The organism is Spongisporangium articulatum (assembly GCF_044465595.1).
Lineage (GTDB): Bacteria > Actinomycetota > Actinomycetes > Actinomycetales > Kineosporiaceae > Spongisporangium > Spongisporangium articulatum.
Map to the genome: position 1 here is coordinate 134,578 of NZ_JBITLV010000001.1, position 16,779 is coordinate 151,356.

A 16,779-nucleotide genomic window follows, 5' to 3' on the forward strand; every position below is an offset into this window, starting at 1 on the left:
CGCGTGCGTCAGAAGGGCGCGAGGACGGGGAGCACGACGTTCCGGTCGGTGGTCAAACCGGCTGCCCCGGAGTCGAACCCGTGCCAGAAGACATTGCCGGCCAGCTCCCGGTGCAGCCCGGCCAGGTCGGCGGGCGTGTAGGCCGGCCCGTCGGCGGGCACGACCTCGCCCTCGTGGTCGAGCATCGTGCACGCGATGTGCAGCAGCCCGTCGCCCGCGTCGAGGAACTCGACCAGCCGGGCCTGACAGGGCCAGTCCATGATCGCGCACGTGGTGACCTCCCAGAACCCGCGGCCGGGGGCCCCGGGGCGCGGGTGCGCGCGGATGCCGTTCACGTGCGTGTGGCCGTTGAGCCACAGCACCACGTTGCCGAACCGGTGCAGCAGCCGCTCGAGTTCGGGGCCGCCGAACACCGGGTCGCCGTGCTCGTCGACCCAGCCGTCGCGGGTGTTGGTCAGCGTCGCCATCCCGTGGTGCGAGAACAGCACCACCAGGCGGTCCTCGTGCGTGGTGCGCTGCACCGACCCGTCCGCCGCCTCGTAGGTGGCATGCACCTCGATCAACCGGTCCGTCAGCCAGCGCAGCTGGTCGGCGTCCAGACAGCCGTCGGAGGCGCCCGCGTTCGCGGTGGTGTCCAGCCCGATGAACCGGACCGGCCCGTGATCGTAGGCGTAGTAGGCGGTTCCGTCGCGCCGGTTGACCTCGGTGAACCCGTGACCGAGCGGTGCGCCCCCGGCGAAGTGCGCGGCCACGAACTCGGCCCGACCGACCGGCCGGCGGTCGGCGTCGGCAGTGACCGTGACGTCGTCGCCGCCGAAGAACAGGTGCGCCTGCGCCGTGAAGACCTCGAGCGCGACATCCGGGTCGGCGTACTCGGCGCGCAGTGAGGTGGGCTTGCGAGCCCCGGTCATGGCCCGCGCCAGTTCCGGCGTCACCACACCGACGCCCTGCACCAGCGCCTCGTGGTTGCCGTAGCAGGCCAACCAGGGCACGTCGAGCGGCGCCGCCTCGAAGTCGGCCAGGGCGGCCTCGAGCAGGCCGGGGCGGTGACCGAAACCGCAGTCGTCGCACCAGAGGTCGGCCGGGTGGACGACCGACGGGCCGTCGGGGCACCAGAACACCCCGTCGGGCCAGGACGGCGACTGCACCCCCTCGTAGGCGGGGCCGCCCGAGCCGGGCCGCACCCGGCCGCCGTCCAGTAGTGCGAACCAGTTCTGGAGCTCGTTCCACTGCGCGTTGTCGATGGCGTCGCCCGTGGTCACGACCAGATCGAGCGGCAGCCCGGTCACCGGGGCCCCGGCGGCGTGCACGCGGTTCAGGGTGGCGACCATCGCCTGCATGGCCCGTGCCGTCAGGCTCTCCTGAGGCCGTTGCACCGGAACGAGTTTCGCGAATCGCGGGTCGGACAGCTCGCGGTTGAAGAACTCGAACCGCGCGGGCGACTGGACGTCGGGCAGCTGGAGGTCGGTCACGTGAGCGAAGGCGAACAGCGGCTTCGCACCGCCCCGCGCCGAGGCGAGACCCGCCGTCCCGCCGAGCAGTTCGTGCCGCACGACGTGCGGTTCGCCGTCCAGCAGGCCCATCCGCCGGTACGGGCGCACGGAGCCGCGCCGCAGCACCGGCCCCGGCCCGAGCCGGCGGTGGGTCGTCAGGACGGGGTGGTGACCGCTCACCGGGTGACGAGGACCGGATCCGGCCGCAGGCCGATCCGGGCCGCGCTGCCGATCGGGTACGCCGCCGCTTCGGACGTGGGGAGCTGCACGAGAACCGGCCCGGCGTCCCCGAGGTCGACGGTGATCCGGCTGATCGCGCCGAGGAAGGCGGTGGCCACGACCTGCCCGTCGAGCGGGGTCGTCGCCGCGCCCTCCGGGGTCGTCGTGATCGTGACCGCCTCGGGCCGGACCAGCGCCACGGCCTCGCCGTCGGCGGTCGTGGGGTCGACCAGCGGCAGCCGCACGCCGAGCACGTCGGCCTGGGCGCCGGACACGACGGCCGGGAGCTTGTTGCTGAGACCCACGAACTCGGCGACGAAGGGCGTGGCGGGCCGGTGGTAGACGTCGGCGGGCGGGGCCAGCTGCTCCAGCCGGCCGGCGTTCATCACCCCGACCCGGTCGGCGATGGCCAGCGCCTCCTCCTGGTCGTGCGTGACGAACAGCGTGGTGATGCCGACCTCCAGCTGCACGCGCCGGATCTCGTCGCGCAGCGCGGCCCGGACCTTCGCGTCCAGGGCCGACAGCGGTTCGTCCAGGAGGAGGACGGTGGGCTGGATGGCCAGGGCCCGGGCCAGCGCCACGCGCTGCTGCTGCCCGCCGGACATCTGGTGGGCGAACCGGTCGACCTGCTTGGAGAGACCGACCAGATCGAGCATCTCGGCCGCCTTGGCGTCCCGCTTCGCGGCGTCCACGCCGCGCAGCCGCAGGCCGAAGGCCACGTTCTGCCGGGCGGTCATGTTCGGGAACAGCGAGTAGGCCTGGAAGACCATGCCCATGTCACGCTTGTTGGTGGGCAGCCGGGTGACGTCCTTGCCGTCGACGACCACGCGCCCGCCGTCGGCGTCCTCCAGGCCGGCCAGCAGCCGCAGCGCGGTGGTCTTGCCGCAGCCGGAAGGGCCCAGCAGGGCGACGAACTCGCCCTTGTGCAGCGTGAGGTCGAGGCCGTCGAGCGCCGTCACGGCGCCGTAGCGACGGGTCAGGTTCTCGAGGCGCACCTCGACCCCGGCGCGGGCGGCGGCCTCGGTGGCAGCGGTGGTTTCCGTCATGGGACTCAGTCCTCCTCGACCCCGCCGCGGCGGCGACGTCCGACGAACGACAGGGCGAACAGCAGGAAGAACACCACGGCCAGCGACGCGGAGGCGACCGCCTCCGAGACGCCGGCCTGCGACTGGGCCACCTGGAACATGGCCACCTGGACGTTCACGTAGTTCAGCAGCGACGCGACCGTGTACTCGCCGAGCACCAGCGAGACACCCAGCAGCGAGGCGTTCAGCACCGCCGAGGCGATGTTGGGCACCACCACCCGGAACATCACCGTGAACCAGCCGGCCCCGAGGCTGCGGGCGGCCTCGGTCAGCGTCTGCACGTCGATGCCCTGCAGCCCGGCGTCCAGCGCCCGGTACATGTACGGCAGCACCAGGATCACGTAGGCGAAAGCCAGCGCCAGCGGCGAGGTCTGGTACTGCTCGGGGGTGAAGTAGTTGACCCACAGGTAGATCGGCGCCCAGCCCACCACGAGGACGATGGCCGGGATGGTCAGCGGCAGCAGGCACAGCCACTCGATCAGCCGGCCGAGCTTCGGCAGCCTCAGCCGGACCCAGACCATCGTGGGGACCAGCAGCAGCAACGAGACGACCGACGTGACCACGGCCAGTTCCGCCGACGCCCGGATCGCGTCGAGCAGGCCGGGCGCGTCGCCGATCGCCTTCCAGTAGTCGAGCGTGTGCCCACCGCTGAAATCCGAGGTCTTGCGGGTGCTGAACTCGACCAGCCCGATCAGCGGGACGACGAAGTAGACGGCGAACAGCAGGAGCAGCAGCCAGCGCCCCACCTGTCGGCGGCGGGCCGTGCGGGCCCGCAGCCCCAGGCCGCCGGAGCCGGACGGCCCACCCGGCTCGGTCAGTTCGGTGCTCACCGCAGCCATCGGGACGCCCTCCGTTGCAGCAGGGTGTAGGCACTCATCGCGATCGCCACCACGACGATCATGCCGAGGGCGAGCGCCTTGCCGACGTTCTCCTGCCCGGCCACGGTCTCACTGGTCAACGCGGTGCGGATCTGCAGCGGGATGATGATGCCGCCCTGGCTGATCAGCGCGGCCGCCGTGGCGTAGGCCGCGAAGGCGTTGGCGAACAGCAGCAGGACGCCACCCCAGAAGGGCGCGTTCAGCAGCGGGATGCCGATGTGGCGCCAGTACTGCCAACTGGTGCCGCCCAGGCTCTCGGACGCCTCCCGCCACTGTGGCTTGATCCCGTCCAGCGCCGGCAGGAAGACCAGCACCATGAGTGGGATCTGGAAGTAGGTGTAGACGACGATCAGGCCGGTCAGCTCCTGCAGCCAGGCGCCGCTGCTGTCCTGGAACAGCCCCAGGTGCTGCAGCAGGACGGTCACGATGCCGGTGCCGCCGACGCTGGACAGGAACGCGAAGGCCAGCGTGACGCCGCCGAACTGGGCCAGCACGCCGGAGGCGGAGGTGACCACCCGGCGGACCGCGCCGTCCGGGCGGCCGAGCACCACGACATAGGCGAGCACCGCCCCGAGCGCGCCGCCCAGCAGGGCGCTGACCGCGGAGAGCACGATGCTGTTGCGGAACGCCTCGAGGACGTTCGCCTCGCCCAGGGCGCGCACGTTGGCCAGGGTCGGCACCCCCTGCGGGGTGACGAACGCACCGACGACCACGATGCCGGTGGGCAGCAGCAGGAAGACGCCGACGTAGACCAGGAAGGGCAGGACGCCGAGCCAGTGGGTCGGCAGCCGACGGCCGGTCCGTCCGGACCGGCCGTCGACCGTCGCAGGGGTGTCACTCATGCGGTGCTCAGGTGACGACGAGGCCGACCGGGGTCAGCCGATCGCCTTCGCCCAGTTGGCGGCCAGGTACTCACTGGCCTTGGTCACCTGGGCCTGGGTCTGGAAGACCGGGGTGCCCTCGACCTTCGGGAGCTTGGCCACGGCGTCCTTGTCGATGGTTCCGGCCGTGGTCATGGCCTCCTGGCGGACCGGGTGCGCGCCCCCGGCGAGCCACAGGTTCTGTCCCTCGTCCGAGAAGAGGAACTCCTCCCAGAGCCGGGCGGCGGCCGGGTGCGGCGCGTTCTTGTTGATGGCCTGGTTGTAGTACCCGCCCAGGACCGCGTTCTCGGGGATGAAGACCTTCCACGCCTTCACGTCGGCCTGGTGCCCGACCTGCAGGTAGTCCCAGTCGAAGACGACGGGCGTCGACCCGCTCTTGACCGTGGCCGAGGTGGCCTGCGTCTTGCTGAAGTTCTTCAGGCCGTTGAGCTTCTTGAACCACTCGACGCCCTTGCTGATGTCGTCGAGCGAGCCACCCGTGGCCAGCGAGGCCATCTCGACCCCGTTGAGCGCCGCGTTGGCCTGCGTCGGGTCACCGTTCAGCGCGACCTTGCCCTTGAAGGCGGGCTTCTCGAGGTCGGTGATGGAGGTGACCGCCGGCAGCTTGGCGCTGTCGTAGCCGATGGACATGTAGCCGCCGTAGTCGTTCACCCAGAGGCCGGTGGCCTCCTTCTGGCTGTCCGGGATGTCGGCCCACGTCTGCACCTTGTACGGCGCGTAGAGGCTCTGGTTGGCGACCGTCACGGCGCCGCCCATGTCGAGCACGTCGGGGGCGCGGTTGGTCTTGCCCTGCTGCTTGACGGCGTTGATCTCGTCCTGGCTCGAGCCGTCGGGAGTGGCCGAGTTGATCTTGATCCCGTACTTGGCCGTGAACGCCTTGATGATGTTGCCGTAGTTGGCCCAGTCCGGCGGCAGCGCGATGACGTTCAGCTGGCCTTCCTTCTTGGCGGCGGCCACCAGACCGTCGAGGCCCCCGAAGTCGGCGACCGACGTGGCCGTGGCCGACGTGTCGGTGCCGCTGTCGCCACCCCCGTCGGACGGCGGCGCGCACGCGGCCGTCACGAGCATCGCCCCGATGACCAGCACGCCACCGATCCCGCGCAAGCTTGTCTTCACGTCCCGAGCCCTTCTCTCGACCCCATGAGTTGGGGAGCGAGACGGATGCTAAGGCTCTCAGACACCGTTGGCGGTTACTGTTTGAGGACAGTTCGGCAACCAGCAACTGTTGCGTGCTGAACCAGGGGTTGCGACAGGCGCAACAGCAGGCTTCCGGGCCCGTCCGGTCAGTGGCGGGCCGGAGCGGGCTGCGTCGTCATCAGCATCCCGAAGAACTCGTCGCGGTGCTCGCGCGCCCCCGAGGGGTAGTCCCCGGCCTCGTCCCAGAACCGGTCGACGAGTTCGCGCGCCGCCTCGGCCAGACGCTCCCCCTCGACGGTGTCGAGGTGGTCGCCGTAGGCGGCGACGGCCTCGGTCAGGCCCAGGAACATCTCGATCAGCGTGTCACTCGGATTCATGCTGGAACGGTCGGCGCCTGAAGGGCCCTACTTGACCGGCGATCTCCCAACTCTTCCCGGACGGCCGGTCTCGGCGCGGCTGGCGCCGGCCGACTGCATCGCCCGGCCGATCACCCGCAGCTGGTCGAGCTGCTCGGGCGTGAGGGCGTCGATCAACCCCGCCCGGACGGCGGCCACGTGCCCCGGAGCGGCGGCCGCCAGAGCCGCGCGCCCGGCGTCCGTCAGTTCGGCGTTCATCCCCCGGCGGTCGTCCTCGCACTCGACCCGGCGCACCCAGCCGGCCCGCTCGGCGCGGGTCACGGCCCGGGTCACCCCGGAGCGGGTGGCGAGCGTGGCGTCGGCCAGCTCACGCATCCGCAACCGGTTCTCGGGGGCCTCGGACAGTCGGACCAGCAGTTCGTAGTCGGTGAGCGTCAGGTCGGACTCGGTGGCCAGCTGCCGCTCGAGGGCGGTCAACAGCGTGCGGGTGCCGTCCAGCCAGGCCCGCCAGGCGGCCTGCTCGTCGGTACTGAGCCACTCGGTCATGCCATCCACGCTAGCAGGAATAGTTGACAGAGCAACGATATTCCTGAGAAGGTAGTTGCCGACGCAACGAAAGGAGCGGGCCGATGCCTGCCGTGACCGTCGAGAACATCCTGACCCTGCCGAAGGTCGCCCCGCCGCTGTCCGGGGCCGCCCGCGAGGTCGTCTCCGTGACCACCGCGCCGCGCGGTTTCGAGGGCGAGGGCTTCCCCGTCCGCCGGGCCTTCGCAGGGGTCGACCTGCGCGCCCTCGACCCCTTCATCCACATGGACCAGATGGGCGAGGTCGACTACCCGCCGGGCGAGCCGAAGGGCACGCCGTGGCACCCGCACCGCGGCTTCGAGACCGTCACCTACATGATCGACGGCGAGATGCGGCACCAGGACAGCAACGGTGGCGGCGGCCTCATCACCAACGGCGACACCCAGTGGATGACCGCCGGCGCCGGCATCCTGCACATCGAGACCCCGCCCGAACACCTGGTGGTCAGCGGCGGCCTCTTCCACGGCGTCCAGCTGTGGGTGAACCTGCCCAAGGCGCAGAAGTTCGCCGCCCCGCGCTACCAGGACATCACCTCGGGTCGGGTGGCCCTGCTGTCGAGCCCGGACGGCGGCGCGCTCGTGCGCGTCATCGCCGGCGAGGTCGCCGGTCACCACGGGCCCGGGGACACGTACACGCCGATCACGCTGGTCCACGCGACGCTCGCCCCGGGCGCGAGCCTGACCCTGCCCTGGCGGCCTGATTTCAACGCCCTCGCCTACGCGCTCGGCGGGTCCGGGACGGTGGGCGCCCCGGGGGGCAACGCCTTCCAGGCCGGGACGTCGGCCCGCCCGTTCGAGTCGGGCCAGCTGGCGGTCTTCGGGCCGGGTGACTCGATCACGCTGTCGGCGTCGAAGCGGCAGGACTCGCGCTCGGAGTCGCTGGAGGTCTTCATCCTCGGCGGCCGGCCGATCCGGGAGCCGGTGGCGATGTACGGGCCGTTCGTGATGAACACGAAGGCCGAGGTCCAGCAGGCGTTCGACGACTTCCAGGCCGGGCGCCTGGGATCCATCCCTGCCGCGCACGGTGGCGTCCAGGCGTCCACCGACGACGCCTGACCCGCTCAAGATCACCGCCAGGCGCGCATTCCTCCGGGTCCGACCCCGAGGATTGACGACCTGGCGGTGATCTTGGAGGGGCGACGTACCATCGCGCCGTGACATCGGTCTGCGTGGTCGGGGCGGGAGCGGTCGGCGGCACGATCGGCGCGCGCCTCGCCGCCGCCGGCCTTCCGACGTCGGCGCTGGCGCGCGGGGCCACCCTCACCGCCCTGCGCGAGCACGGCTGGCGGCTGCGCTCGGCCGACGGCGAGCTGGTCGCGCCCGTGCGGGCGTCGTCGGACCCGGATCAGCTCGGCGAGCACGACGTCGTCGTGATCGCCGTCAAGGGACAGTCCCTGGATGGGCTGGCCCCGACGCTCGGCCCGCTCGTCGGCCCGGACACCACCGTGCTGGCCGCGCTGAACGGAATCCCGTGGTGGTTCTTCGCCGGGATCGGCGATGCGGCACAGGGCATCTCGCTGCCGGCGGTCGACCCGACGGGTGCGATCGCCCAGGTGCTGCCGCCGGAGCGAACGGTCGGCGGCGTCGTCCATTTCTCCGCCTCGACCCCCGACCCCGGGGTGGCGGTGCTGAACGCGGGCAACCGACTGGTGGTCGGCGACGCCGTACCGGGCGGCGACCGGGCGGCGTCACTCGGGAGTCTGCTCGGCACGGCCGGTTTCGACACCGAGGTGGTGCCCCGCATCCACGACGCGGCCTGGTTCAAGTTGTGGGGCAACCTGACCATGAACCCGCTGTCGGTCATCACGGGCGCCACCTCCGACCGGATTCTCGACGACGAGCTCGTCGCGCAGTTCGTCCGTTCGGCGATGACCGAGGCGATGGCGATCGGGGACGCGATCGGGTGCCCCGTCGACCAGACCGTCGACGAGAGGTTCGCGGTCACCCGGCAACTGGGCGCCATGCGGACGTCGATGCTGCAGGACGCCGCGGCCGGTCGTTCGATCGAGCTCGACCCGCTGGTCACCGCCGTCGCCCAGCTCGGCCGCCGGATGAACGTGCCGACCCCGACGATCGACGCGTTGCTGGGCCTGGCCCGGCTCTGGGGCCGCGTGCACGGCGCCTACCCCGACTGACGCTTCCTCAGCTGCCCGAGTCGCCGGACGATGAGCCAGACGACGATCGCGATGGAGAAGGCCGTTCCGGGCCACGCCCGAAAGCCTTCTAGGCCGCGAGCTTTCGCGGAGTCAGGACGACCGGCAGGTGGTCGTAGCCACGCAGGGTGCGGGTCGGGCGCAGCACCGGTTCACCCGCCAGCTCCAGGTCGGGGAAGCGGTCGAACAGCGTCTGCAGACCGATGCGCCCCTCGGTGCGGGCCAGCGAGGCACCGATGCAGTAGTGGACGCCCGCCGAGAAGGCCAGGTGGTCGCGGGCGTTGGGCCGGGCCACGTCGAACCGCTCCGGGTCCTCGAACACGCCTCCGTCGCGGTTCGCGGCCGCGATCATCACGTTCACGAACGTGCCCTTCGCGATCTTCACACCGGCGATCTCGGTGTCGACGGCGGCCAGCCGGGCGGTCTGCTGCACCGGCGACTCGTAGCGCAGCAACTCGTCGACCGCGTTGGCCCACAGCGTGGGGTCCTCGCGCAGGACGGCCAGCTGGTCCGGGTTTTCGAGCAGCACCTTCGTACCGCTGCCGAGCAGGTTCACCGTCGTCTCGAAACCGGCGGCCATCAGGAGCCCGGCGGTGGCCACCAGCTCCAGGTCGGTCAGGCGGCCCTGGTCGTCCTCGACGGCGATCAGCTGGGAGAGCAGGTCCTCACCCGGGTCGCGGCGCAGGCGTTCGATGTGCGCGTACATCCACTCGTTGAAGTCGTAGATGCCCTGCTCGCAGGCCACCCAGTCGCGATAGCTGAGCCCGATGTCCAGGCTCGGGGCGGCGGCATGGCCCCAGCGCAGGAAGTCGTCGCGCGCCGACGCCGGGACACCCAGGATCTCCGCGATCACGGTGACCGGCAGCAGGCCCGCGTACTCGACCGCGATGTCGACGGTCTCCCCGGCCGCGGCCCGGGTCTCGAGGTCGTCCAGCAGTTCGTCGGCGACCGCCTGGACGCGCGGCTCGAGCGCGGCGATGGCCCGCGGGGTGAACACCTTGGCCACCAGTTTGCGGTAGCGGGTGTGGTCGGGTGGGTTGAGCGCCAACAGGGACGGCGGGTCGATCGGGCCGATGATCCGGCCGTCGCTGCGCATCAGCGCCCCGCGCATCAGCCGCGGCACCGCCTCGACGTCCAGCCCCACCTTGAAGGCGTCGCTGCGCAGGATGGCCGAGACCGAGGCGTGGTGGGGAGCGACCTTGGCCAGCCGGCCCTGCCAGACCGGGCCCTGCTCACGGCACCAGGCGTAGATCCGGTACGGGTTCTTACGGGCCCGCTCGTCGGCCGACAGCCGCGCTATCACCTCGCCACGCCAGGCGGCGTAGTGCAACACCCCCCGGATGATCCCGTGGCGGACCAGCCATTTCACGCGGCTCCGGGTGGCAGGCATGAGCCGACCCTACGCCCGAGTAGCAGAAGGGGGTACTGCTCGGGCGCGGGCCGGCTCACAGGGTGGTGACGACCGCGTCTCAGGCGAGGGCGGCGTCCAGGGTGATCTTCGTGCCCGCGAGCGCCTTGCCCACGGGGCACGTGTCCTTCGCCGTCTGGGCCAGCTCGGCGAAGCGGTCGGCGTCGACGCCGGGCAGCGCGGCCCGCACGATCAGCTCGATCCCGCTGATCGAGGCCCCGTCGGCGCCGACGCTGAACGTCGCCTCGGCGCTCACGTCGATGGACTCGGCCGTCAGGCCCTCGCGCTGCAACGTCCCCGAGAGGTTCATCGCCATGCACGAGGACAGCGCCGCGGCGAGCAGCTCCTCGGGACTGGTCTGCCCCTCCGGGTCACCCGTCCGGCGGGGGAACGACACCTGGAACTCCCCGAGACCCGAGGAGTCGAGGCTGACGGTCCCACTTCCGGAGTTGAGGTCGCCGGTCCAGCGAGTGGTCGCTTCGCGAGTGGTCATCGGTTCCGAACCTTCCCGGCTCAGTGCTTGAAGGCGTCCTTGATGTTCTCGCCGGCCTTCTTGACGTCGGCCTTGACCTGGTCACCCTTGCCCTGGGCCTCGAGCTCGTGGTCGTCCGTGCCCTTGCCGACCGCCTCCTTCAGCTTGCCCTTGGCGTCCTCGGTGGCGTTGTCGATCTTGTCGCCCGTGCTCATGGCCGGTCTCCTTCCGGTGACGAATGTTCCTGCACTCCCCACCTTCGCCGAGCTGGCCGGGCTCGCACGCCGAGATGCGCCCACCGTGGTGACCCGCGGGTAGCCGGTATCGGCCGCACGGTGGAGATGACGGCTCGATCGCAGGTCAGCGCGGTTCGGGCGAATTGCCCATTCTGTGCGCAGAGTCTCCACGGACCGCTGGCCACCGACGTAACGTCACTATCTGTCAGCAAGTCACCACGGGGTTTTCAGGATGAGGAGGGCCATGACCACGCACTGGCGCCTGAACCCCCCGCCGAACTGGCCGGTCCCGGCGGACGCCGAACTGGCCCTGGACTGGCGCCCGGACCCCGCGTGGGGCCCACCCCCCGTCGGCTGGCAGCTCTGGAAGCGCCGGCGCCACCTGCCGCTGCCCCGGCTGCCGCACCTACCCAGCCTGGGGGCAGCCGTGACCACCGGCCTGCTGGCCACCGCGATGCTGGGCGCCGCCGCCTACGGGGCCGAGCCCTCGCAGCACCGGGCGGACCCGACCACGCAGATCAGCCCTGTCGACGTGAGCCGACCCGCGCACCGCTGAGGGCGCCGACAGCCCCGCCCGCCGAGTGTGATGCCTGGGCACCGCACTCGGCGTCCTGGGCGGGAATCCGGTGCACCGAGCCGACACTCGGCGAATCAGGTGGACTGACCGGGGCTGCCGAAGCCGCCCGGACCACCGAAGCCCGGCCCACCGCCGGAGCCGTCGCCGCCCCGCCCCGGGAAGCCCTGGCCCGGCTGGAACTGGCCGGTGCCCGGCTGCCCGCTGTCCGCCGTCCCGCGGCCGACCGCGAAGCCGGCGCCGAACACGGCCCCGGCGACCACGACACCGCCGGCCACCGCGATCACCGCCGGGCCCCGGAACCGTTCCATCAGAGAGGGTTTCACCGACGGGGGCGGCGCGGCCGAGCCGCCCGCCACCTCGAAACCGGCGGTCGCGGGCCCGAGTTGGGGCGCGGTCGGGCCGGACGGCGGATAGCCGGGCCCGGCCTGCGCCTCGGGCGGCGCGTCCGGCCGGGACACGGTGGACGACGGGGGGTCCTGGACGGCGGTCGCCGCACCTCCTGAGGCGGTCGGCGCCGGCGAACCGGCGGGGACGGCCCACGGAGTCGGCTGCGCGCCGGCGGGAGCGACGGGCGGCTGGGGCGGCACCGGTGCCGCGCTGCGGTCGTTGTCTGTCATGGTTAGCAGCGTGCGGTCGCCAGATGCGGGCAGGCTGCGGTAGTCCTGTTAACTTCCTGAGGGTCCCGTGCCCACCGTCGAACCCGAGGAGGTCGGATGAGCCAGCAGCAGCCGGTCATCGACCTGTCCCCGGCCAGCCTGGTGGAACTCGTGGTCTCGCGGCTGCGCGGGGAGATCCTCGGTGGGGACCTGGAACCGGGCGAACGGCTCGTCGAGGAGCAGGTCACGCGCCGGTTCGGGATCAGCCGGGCCCCGCTGCGCGAGGCGATGCGGCTGCTGGCCCAGCAGGGCCTGGTCGAGCACCTGCCCCGGCGCGGCGCCCGCGTCGCCACGCTGTCGGACCAGGACGCGGACGAGCTGTTCGAGATCCGGGACGTGCTGGAGCGGTTCGCCATGCAGCGGGCCCTCCCCCTGACCGACGCCGACCTGGGCCCGATGCGCGAGGAGCTGGCCGCGATGCGGCGGGCCGCCGTGAAGGGCGACCAGCTGGAGCTGGCCGATGCCCACCGCCGGTTCCACATCGCACTGGTGGCCACCGCCGGGCACCGCCAGCTGATCGAGGCCTACGAACCGATCCTGCTGAAGCTGCAGATGCACATGGCGCTGAACCTGCGCCGCGAGAAGGAGCGGGCCGCCCCGCTCGACGGGGTGCGCCGCCACGCGGTCCTGCTCGACGCCGTCGCGACCAACGACCTGGAGACGGTTCTGGCGGCGCTGTCGGCGCACGGCACGCACGCCTACCTCCGCTAGGACGAGGGAGCGTCACGCGCCGCCGGGGTCGCCGGCCGGGAAACCGGCTGGAAACTTTGCGGCAGACCGGTCGACACACATTCGGTCGACAATCGACAACATGACGTCCCCAGAGCCCGGGACAGCACTGTCCCGACTACGGTCGGCCTACGCGCAGGCAAAGACAACCCCTGCCGCCGAGGCCGAGCGCTCGCTCGCCGCGATCGAGGCCACCTCTCGTAACCACGCATTCATCACCGTGGCGACGCCGGAGCAGGTCGAGCGCAGCCTGGAGAACCTCGACAAGCTGGCCACCAGGGCCGGCGGCCCGCAGTCGCTGCCGTTGTACGGCGTGCCGATGGCGGTCAAGGACAACATCGACGTCCAGGGCTTTCCCACCACCAACGCCTGCCCCGCGTTCGCCTACGAGCCCGAGGAGTCGGCCCACGCGGTCGAGCAGATCGTCGAGGCCGGGGCGATCGTGATGGGCAAGACCAACCTGGACCAGTTCGCCACCGGCCTGGTGGGAGTCCGCTCCCCGTACGGCTTCTCCGAGAGTGTCTACGGGCAGGGCATCGTGTCCGGCGGGTCCAGCTCGGGCTCGGCGCTCGCGGTGGCGACCGGTGTCGTGCCCGTCGCGCTGGCCACCGACACCGCCGGGTCCGGCCGGGTCCCGGCCGCGCTGAACGGGATCGTCGGCATCAAGCCGACCCTCGGCCTGGTCAGCACGCGCGGGCTGCTGCCCGCCTGCCGCAGCATCGACGGCATCACCGTGATGTCCACGTCCGTCGAGGACGGCCTGACCGTGCTGCGCACGATCGTCGGCCCCGACCCGCGCAACCCCTGGGGCCGCACGCCGGCCCAGCTCGCGCCGTCCCAGCTGGACGCCGGGTGGCGGGCGCCGCGCATCGGCCTCCCGGCCGAGTCCGCGCTGGAGTTCTTCGGGGACGACGCGATGCGCGCCGCGCACCTGGCCGCCCGCGGCAGCGCCGTCGAGACCCTCTCGGCGACAACGGTTCCCGTCGACCTGGAGCCCTTCCTGGAGGCCGGCGCACTGCTCTACGCGGGCGCCTGGGTGGCCGAGCGGCTGGCCGACATGGGCGAGTTCTTCGCGGCCCACGCCGACGAGGTGCACCCCGTCGTCCGGGAGATCATCGAGGGCGGCGCGCAGTACTCGGCCGCCGACGGTTTCCGCACCCAGCACAAGCTCCGCAGCCTGCGGCACGCGGTGCGACCGGTGTGGGACGACGTGGACGCGCTGCTGATCCCGACCATCGGCACCACGGTCACGATGGATGAGATCGCCGCCGAACCGTTCGCGAAGAACGCGACGCTGGGCCACTACACGCACTTCGGCAACCTGCTCGACCTCGCCGCGATCGCCATCCCCGCGGGCACGACCAGCGACGGGCGGCCCTGCTCGTTGATGCTCGTCGGCCCGCCCTACTCCGACCTCACCCTTGCGTCCATCGCCGCACGCCTGATGCCCGCCAACTGAATCCCGCTCCGCGAAATCACCTACGGGAGAGCCGATGTCCGAGACCATCACCGTCCCCGCGAAGCCGTATCCCTTCGAGTTCTCGATCGACCAGACCGCCCTGGTCATCATCGACATGCAGCGCGACTTCGTCGAACCCGGTGGGTTCGGCGAGACGTTGGGCAACGACGTCGAGGAACTGCGCGGCGTCATCCCCGTCCTGGCCGACTTCCTCGCCGTGGCCCGCTCCGTGGGCATGACCGTCATCCACACCCGCGAGGGCCATCTGCCCGACCTGTCGGACTGCCCGCCCGCCAAGCTGAACCGCGGGGCGCCGTCCATGCGGATCGGGGACCCCGGGCCCAACGGCCGCATCCTGATCCGCGGCGAGAAGGGCCACGACATCATCGAAGAGCTCTACCCGATCGAGGGTGAGCCGGTCGTCGACAAGCCCGGCAAGGGCGCCTTCTACGCCACCGAGTTCGGCGACCTGCTCGTCGGCCGGGGCATCACCAAGCTGCTGGTCGCGGGCGTCACCACCGAGGTCTGCGTGCACACCACCGTGCGCGAGGCCAACGACCGCGGCTACGAGTGCCTCGTGCTGTCCGACTGCGTCGGCTCCTACTTCCCGAAGTTCCAGGAGGTCGGGCTGGAGATGGTGTCCGCCCAGGGCGGCATCTTCGGCTGGACCGCCCCCTCCACCGCCATCACCCCGCTGCTCACCGAGGCGGCCGCGGCGACGCCCGCCTGAGCCGGCTCCAGCGTCCATCGAAAGTCCTTTCCTTACCACTGCTTTGCCAAAACTGAGGAGTCCCCATGTCCACTGCAACGCCTGAGGCGCCGGTCGAGCCGACGCAGCCCGGCGCCAGACTGCCCTTCTGGGTCGCCGGCGACACCAACGCCTTCTTCGGCCTCGGCTTCAACGTCCTGGTCAACGTGCTCGTGCTGGTCGGCCTGCTGATCGGGGTCGTGAACATCCCGGCCGCCGACGTGTTCGGCATCGTCCTGCCGGCGCTCGGCATCGCCCTGGTGATCGGCAACGTCTACTACACCTACCTCGGGCGGCGGTTGGCCGCGAAGACCGGCCGGGACGACGTCACGGCCATGCCGTACGGCCCGAGCGTGCCGCACATGTTCATCGTCGTCTTCGTCATCATGCTGCCGATCTACCTGAAGACGAAGGACCCCGTGCAGGCCTGGCAGGCCGGTCTGGCCTGGGCGTTCATCATCGGCGTGATCATCCTGATCGGCGCCTTCGTCGGCCCGTACATCCGCAAGTACACGCCCCGGGCCGCCCTGCTCGGTGCCCTGGCCGGTGTCTCCATCGCGTTCATCTCGATGCGTCCGGCGGGCCAGATGTTCGAGGCGGCGTGGATCGCGCTGCCGGTCTTCCTGCTGATCATGGTCGGGTTCATGGCCGGCGTGAAGCTGCCGTACAACATCCCGATGGGCCTGGCCGCGCTGCTGCTCGGCACGGCGATCGGCTGGATCGGCGGCTACATGCACCCGGCCGACGTCTCGGCGGCCGCCGGCGACATCGCGTTCGCGTTCCCGCACCTGAAGCTGGACCTGCTGATCAACGGCCTGAAGGACATCTCGCCGCTGCTGGCCACCGCGATCCCGCTGGGCGTCTACAACTTCACCGAGGCGATGACCAACGTCGAGTCGGCCGCCGCGGCCGGTGACGAGTACAACCTGCGCGCGGTGCTGCTGGCCGACGGATTCGGGGCGATCATCGGCTCGGCCCTCGGTTCGCCGTTCCCGCCCGCCGTCTACATCGGCCAGCCCGGCTGGAAGAAGGCCGGCGGTCGCACCGGCTACTCGATGGCCACCGGCGTCGTGATCGCCGTCCTGTGCTTCTCCGGCGTCTTCGGCCTGATCGCGGCCCTGCTGCCGACCCCGGCCATCGTGCCGATCCTGCTGTTCATCGGCCTGAGCATCGGCGCGCAGGCGTTCCAGGTGTCGCCGAAGCTGCACTACGCGGCGATCGTGGCCGCCCTGCTGCCGAACGTCGCCAACTGGGCCCAGGGGTTGATGGACAACGTGCTGTCGGCCGCCGGGACCAGTGCGACCGAGGTCGGCTACGACAAGATCGCCCAGGCCGGCGTCGTCTACGAGGGCCTGAAGACCTTCGGGGAGGGCGCGATCCTGGCCGGTCTGGTGCTCGGCGCCATCGTGGCGTTCGTCCTCAACCGCGACTTCTTCCAGGCCGGCATCTTCGCGGCCGTCGGCTCGGCACTGTCGTGGATCGGGCTGATCCACGGCGAGAAGATCGAATGGGGTGCGAACGGCCAGGTGGCGCTCGGCTACCTGTTCGTGGCCGTCATGTGCTTCGGGCTGATGACCCTGAAGCTGCCGGTCATCGAGCCTGAAATGCCCAGCGAACTCGAAGAAGACGCAGTGGTCGAGCCGAAGGCTCCGGCCATCGTCGACTGAGAGTCGCCGGTGGTCGTGATCATGGAAAGTTCTACTGGAGG

18 protein-coding genes are annotated in these 16,779 nt (G+C 71.2%); 7 read left to right on the plus strand and 11 right to left on the minus strand.

Annotated features, from left to right (window positions below; genetic code table 11):
• Positions 1-8: 8 nt before the first annotated feature.
• The 7 genes from ACIB24_RS00665 to ACIB24_RS00695 form a co-directional block, all read right to left on the minus strand.
• The gene (locus ACIB24_RS00665; RefSeq protein ID WP_398273666.1) at positions 9-1,673 is read right to left on the minus strand and encodes a TIGR03767 family metallophosphoesterase; all 1,665 of its coding nucleotides are present in this window, start codon (positions 1,671-1,673) and stop codon (positions 9-11) included.
• The gene (locus tag ACIB24_RS00670) at positions 1,670-2,758 is read right to left on the minus strand and encodes an ABC transporter ATP-binding protein (protein ID WP_398273668.1); all 1,089 of its coding nucleotides are present in this window, start codon (positions 2,756-2,758) and stop codon (positions 1,670-1,672) included. The genes ACIB24_RS00665 and ACIB24_RS00670 overlap by 4 nt, the downstream gene beginning before the upstream one ends.
• A gap of 5 nt (positions 2,759-2,763) precedes the next feature.
• The gene (locus ACIB24_RS00675) at positions 2,764-3,636 is read right to left on the minus strand and encodes an ABC transporter permease (protein WP_398273670.1); all 873 of its coding nucleotides are present in this window, start codon (positions 3,634-3,636) and stop codon (positions 2,764-2,766) included.
• Positions 3,624-4,517, minus strand: a complete 894-nt coding sequence (locus ACIB24_RS00680) for an ABC transporter permease (RefSeq protein ID WP_398273673.1) — start codon at positions 4,515-4,517, stop codon at positions 3,624-3,626. Before ACIB24_RS00680 ends, ACIB24_RS00675 begins: the two co-directional genes overlap by 13 nt.
• Before the next feature lie 33 nt (positions 4,518-4,550).
• On the minus strand, positions 4,551-5,624 hold the full coding sequence (locus ACIB24_RS00685) for an ABC transporter substrate-binding protein (RefSeq protein ID WP_398276676.1): 1,074 nt from the start codon (positions 5,622-5,624) through the stop codon (positions 4,551-4,553).
• A gap of 215 nt (positions 5,625-5,839) precedes the next feature.
• A complete protein-coding gene (locus ACIB24_RS00690; RefSeq protein ID WP_398273676.1) occupies positions 5,840-6,070 on the minus strand; it encodes a hypothetical protein in 231 nt (76 codons plus the stop codon).
• Positions 6,071-6,097: 27 nt separating this feature from the next.
• Positions 6,098-6,595 (minus strand): MarR family winged helix-turn-helix transcriptional regulator, encoded by a 498-nt coding sequence (locus ACIB24_RS00695; protein ID WP_398273679.1) that lies wholly within the window; start codon positions 6,593-6,595, stop codon positions 6,098-6,100.
• Positions 6,596-6,678: 83 nt separating this feature from the next.
• On the opposite strand from ACIB24_RS00695, the gene ACIB24_RS00700 reads away from it, so the two are divergent.
• A complete protein-coding gene (locus ACIB24_RS00700) occupies positions 6,679-7,689 on the plus strand; it encodes a pirin family protein (RefSeq protein WP_398273682.1) in 1,011 nt (336 codons plus the stop codon).
• A 98-nt stretch (positions 7,690-7,787) separates the two neighbouring features.
• Complete coding sequence (locus ACIB24_RS00705) at positions 7,788-8,768, plus strand: 2-dehydropantoate 2-reductase (protein ID WP_398273685.1); 981 nt, start codon at positions 7,788-7,790, stop codon at positions 8,766-8,768.
• An 88-nt stretch (positions 8,769-8,856) separates the two neighbouring features.
• On the opposite strand, the gene ACIB24_RS00710 is transcribed toward ACIB24_RS00705, so the two are convergent.
• The 3 genes from ACIB24_RS00710 to ACIB24_RS00720 form a co-directional block, all read right to left on the minus strand.
• Complete coding sequence (locus ACIB24_RS00710; RefSeq protein WP_398273688.1) at positions 8,857-10,176, minus strand: cytochrome P450; 1,320 nt, start codon at positions 10,174-10,176, stop codon at positions 8,857-8,859.
• A gap of 79 nt (positions 10,177-10,255) precedes the next feature.
• Positions 10,256-10,687 carry an OsmC family peroxiredoxin gene (locus tag ACIB24_RS00715; RefSeq protein WP_398273691.1) on the minus strand — a complete coding sequence of 144 codons (432 nt, stop codon included), beginning with the start codon at positions 10,685-10,687 and terminating at the stop codon, positions 10,256-10,258.
• Positions 10,688-10,707: 20 nt separating this feature from the next.
• Positions 10,708-10,881: a CsbD family protein gene (locus tag ACIB24_RS00720; RefSeq protein ID WP_398273694.1), complete on the minus strand. Its 174-nt coding sequence runs from the start codon at positions 10,879-10,881 to the stop codon at positions 10,708-10,710.
• Between the two features lie 265 nt (positions 10,882-11,146).
• On the opposite strand from ACIB24_RS00720, the gene ACIB24_RS00725 reads away from it, so the two are divergent.
• Positions 11,147-11,458: a hypothetical protein gene (locus ACIB24_RS00725; RefSeq protein WP_398273697.1), complete on the plus strand. Its 312-nt coding sequence runs from the start codon at positions 11,147-11,149 to the stop codon at positions 11,456-11,458.
• 95 nt (positions 11,459-11,553) lie between these two features.
• Here ACIB24_RS00725 and ACIB24_RS00730 read toward each other — a convergent pair whose 3' ends face one another.
• Positions 11,554-12,096 carry a hypothetical protein gene (locus ACIB24_RS00730; protein WP_398273700.1) on the minus strand — a complete coding sequence of 181 codons (543 nt, stop codon included), beginning with the start codon at positions 12,094-12,096 and terminating at the stop codon, positions 11,554-11,556.
• A gap of 96 nt (positions 12,097-12,192) precedes the next feature.
• Between ACIB24_RS00730 and ACIB24_RS00735 the strand changes: the two genes are divergently transcribed.
• The 4 genes from ACIB24_RS00735 (at position 12,193) to ACIB24_RS00750 (ending at position 16,738) form a co-directional block, all read left to right on the plus strand.
• Positions 12,193-12,846 (plus strand): GntR family transcriptional regulator, encoded by a 654-nt coding sequence (locus tag ACIB24_RS00735; protein ID WP_398273702.1) that lies wholly within the window; start codon positions 12,193-12,195, stop codon positions 12,844-12,846.
• A gap of 100 nt (positions 12,847-12,946) precedes the next feature.
• Positions 12,947-14,323, plus strand: coding sequence for an allophanate hydrolase (atzF, locus tag ACIB24_RS00740; RefSeq protein ID WP_398273705.1), 1,377 nt, complete (start codon positions 12,947-12,949; stop codon positions 14,321-14,323).
• Between the two features lie 34 nt (positions 14,324-14,357).
• The gene (locus tag ACIB24_RS00745) at positions 14,358-15,053 is read left to right on the plus strand and encodes a cysteine hydrolase family protein (protein WP_398273708.1); all 696 of its coding nucleotides are present in this window, start codon (positions 14,358-14,360) and stop codon (positions 15,051-15,053) included.
• Positions 15,054-15,118: 65 nt separating this feature from the next.
• The gene (locus ACIB24_RS00750; protein ID WP_398273711.1) at positions 15,119-16,738 is read left to right on the plus strand and encodes a regulator; all 1,620 of its coding nucleotides are present in this window, start codon (positions 15,119-15,121) and stop codon (positions 16,736-16,738) included.
• Positions 16,739-16,779: the final 41 nt, after the last annotated feature.

Coding starts and splice junctions, on each gene's coding strand:
- ACIB24_RS00730 (WP_398273700.1), bottom strand. CDS start 12,096: ATGACAGACAACGACCGCAGCGCGGCACCGGTGCCGCCCCAGCCGCCC.
- ACIB24_RS00695 (WP_398273679.1), bottom strand. CDS start 6,595: ATGACCGAGTGGCTCAGTACCGACGAGCAGGCCGCCTGGCGGGCCTGG.
- atzF (WP_398273705.1), top strand. CDS start 12,947: ATGACGTCCCCAGAGCCCGGGACAGCACTGTCCCGACTACGGTCGGCC.
- ACIB24_RS00735 (WP_398273702.1), top strand. CDS start 12,193: ATGAGCCAGCAGCAGCCGGTCATCGACCTGTCCCCGGCCAGCCTGGTG.
- ACIB24_RS00715 (WP_398273691.1), bottom strand. CDS start 10,687: ATGACCACTCGCGAAGCGACCACTCGCTGGACCGGCGACCTCAACTCC.
- ACIB24_RS00745 (WP_398273708.1), top strand. CDS start 14,358: ATGTCCGAGACCATCACCGTCCCCGCGAAGCCGTATCCCTTCGAGTTC.
- ACIB24_RS00670 (WP_398273668.1), bottom strand. CDS start 2,758: ATGACGGAAACCACCGCTGCCACCGAGGCCGCCGCCCGCGCCGGGGTC.
- ACIB24_RS00680 (WP_398273673.1), bottom strand. CDS start 4,517: ATGAGTGACACCCCTGCGACGGTCGACGGCCGGTCCGGACGGACCGGC.
- ACIB24_RS00725 (WP_398273697.1), top strand. CDS start 11,147: ATGACCACGCACTGGCGCCTGAACCCCCCGCCGAACTGGCCGGTCCCG.
- ACIB24_RS00700 (WP_398273682.1), top strand. CDS start 6,679: ATGCCTGCCGTGACCGTCGAGAACATCCTGACCCTGCCGAAGGTCGCC.
- ACIB24_RS00675 (WP_398273670.1), bottom strand. CDS start 3,636: ATGGCTGCGGTGAGCACCGAACTGACCGAGCCGGGTGGGCCGTCCGGC.
- ACIB24_RS00750 (WP_398273711.1), top strand. CDS start 15,119: ATGTCCACTGCAACGCCTGAGGCGCCGGTCGAGCCGACGCAGCCCGGC.
- ACIB24_RS00720 (WP_398273694.1), bottom strand. CDS start 10,881: ATGAGCACGGGCGACAAGATCGACAACGCCACCGAGGACGCCAAGGGC.
- ACIB24_RS00690 (WP_398273676.1), bottom strand. CDS start 6,070: ATGAATCCGAGTGACACGCTGATCGAGATGTTCCTGGGCCTGACCGAG.
- ACIB24_RS00685 (WP_398276676.1), bottom strand. CDS start 5,624: ATGCTCGTGACGGCCGCGTGCGCGCCGCCGTCCGACGGGGGTGGCGAC.
- ACIB24_RS00710 (WP_398273688.1), bottom strand. CDS start 10,176: ATGCCTGCCACCCGGAGCCGCGTGAAATGGCTGGTCCGCCACGGGATC.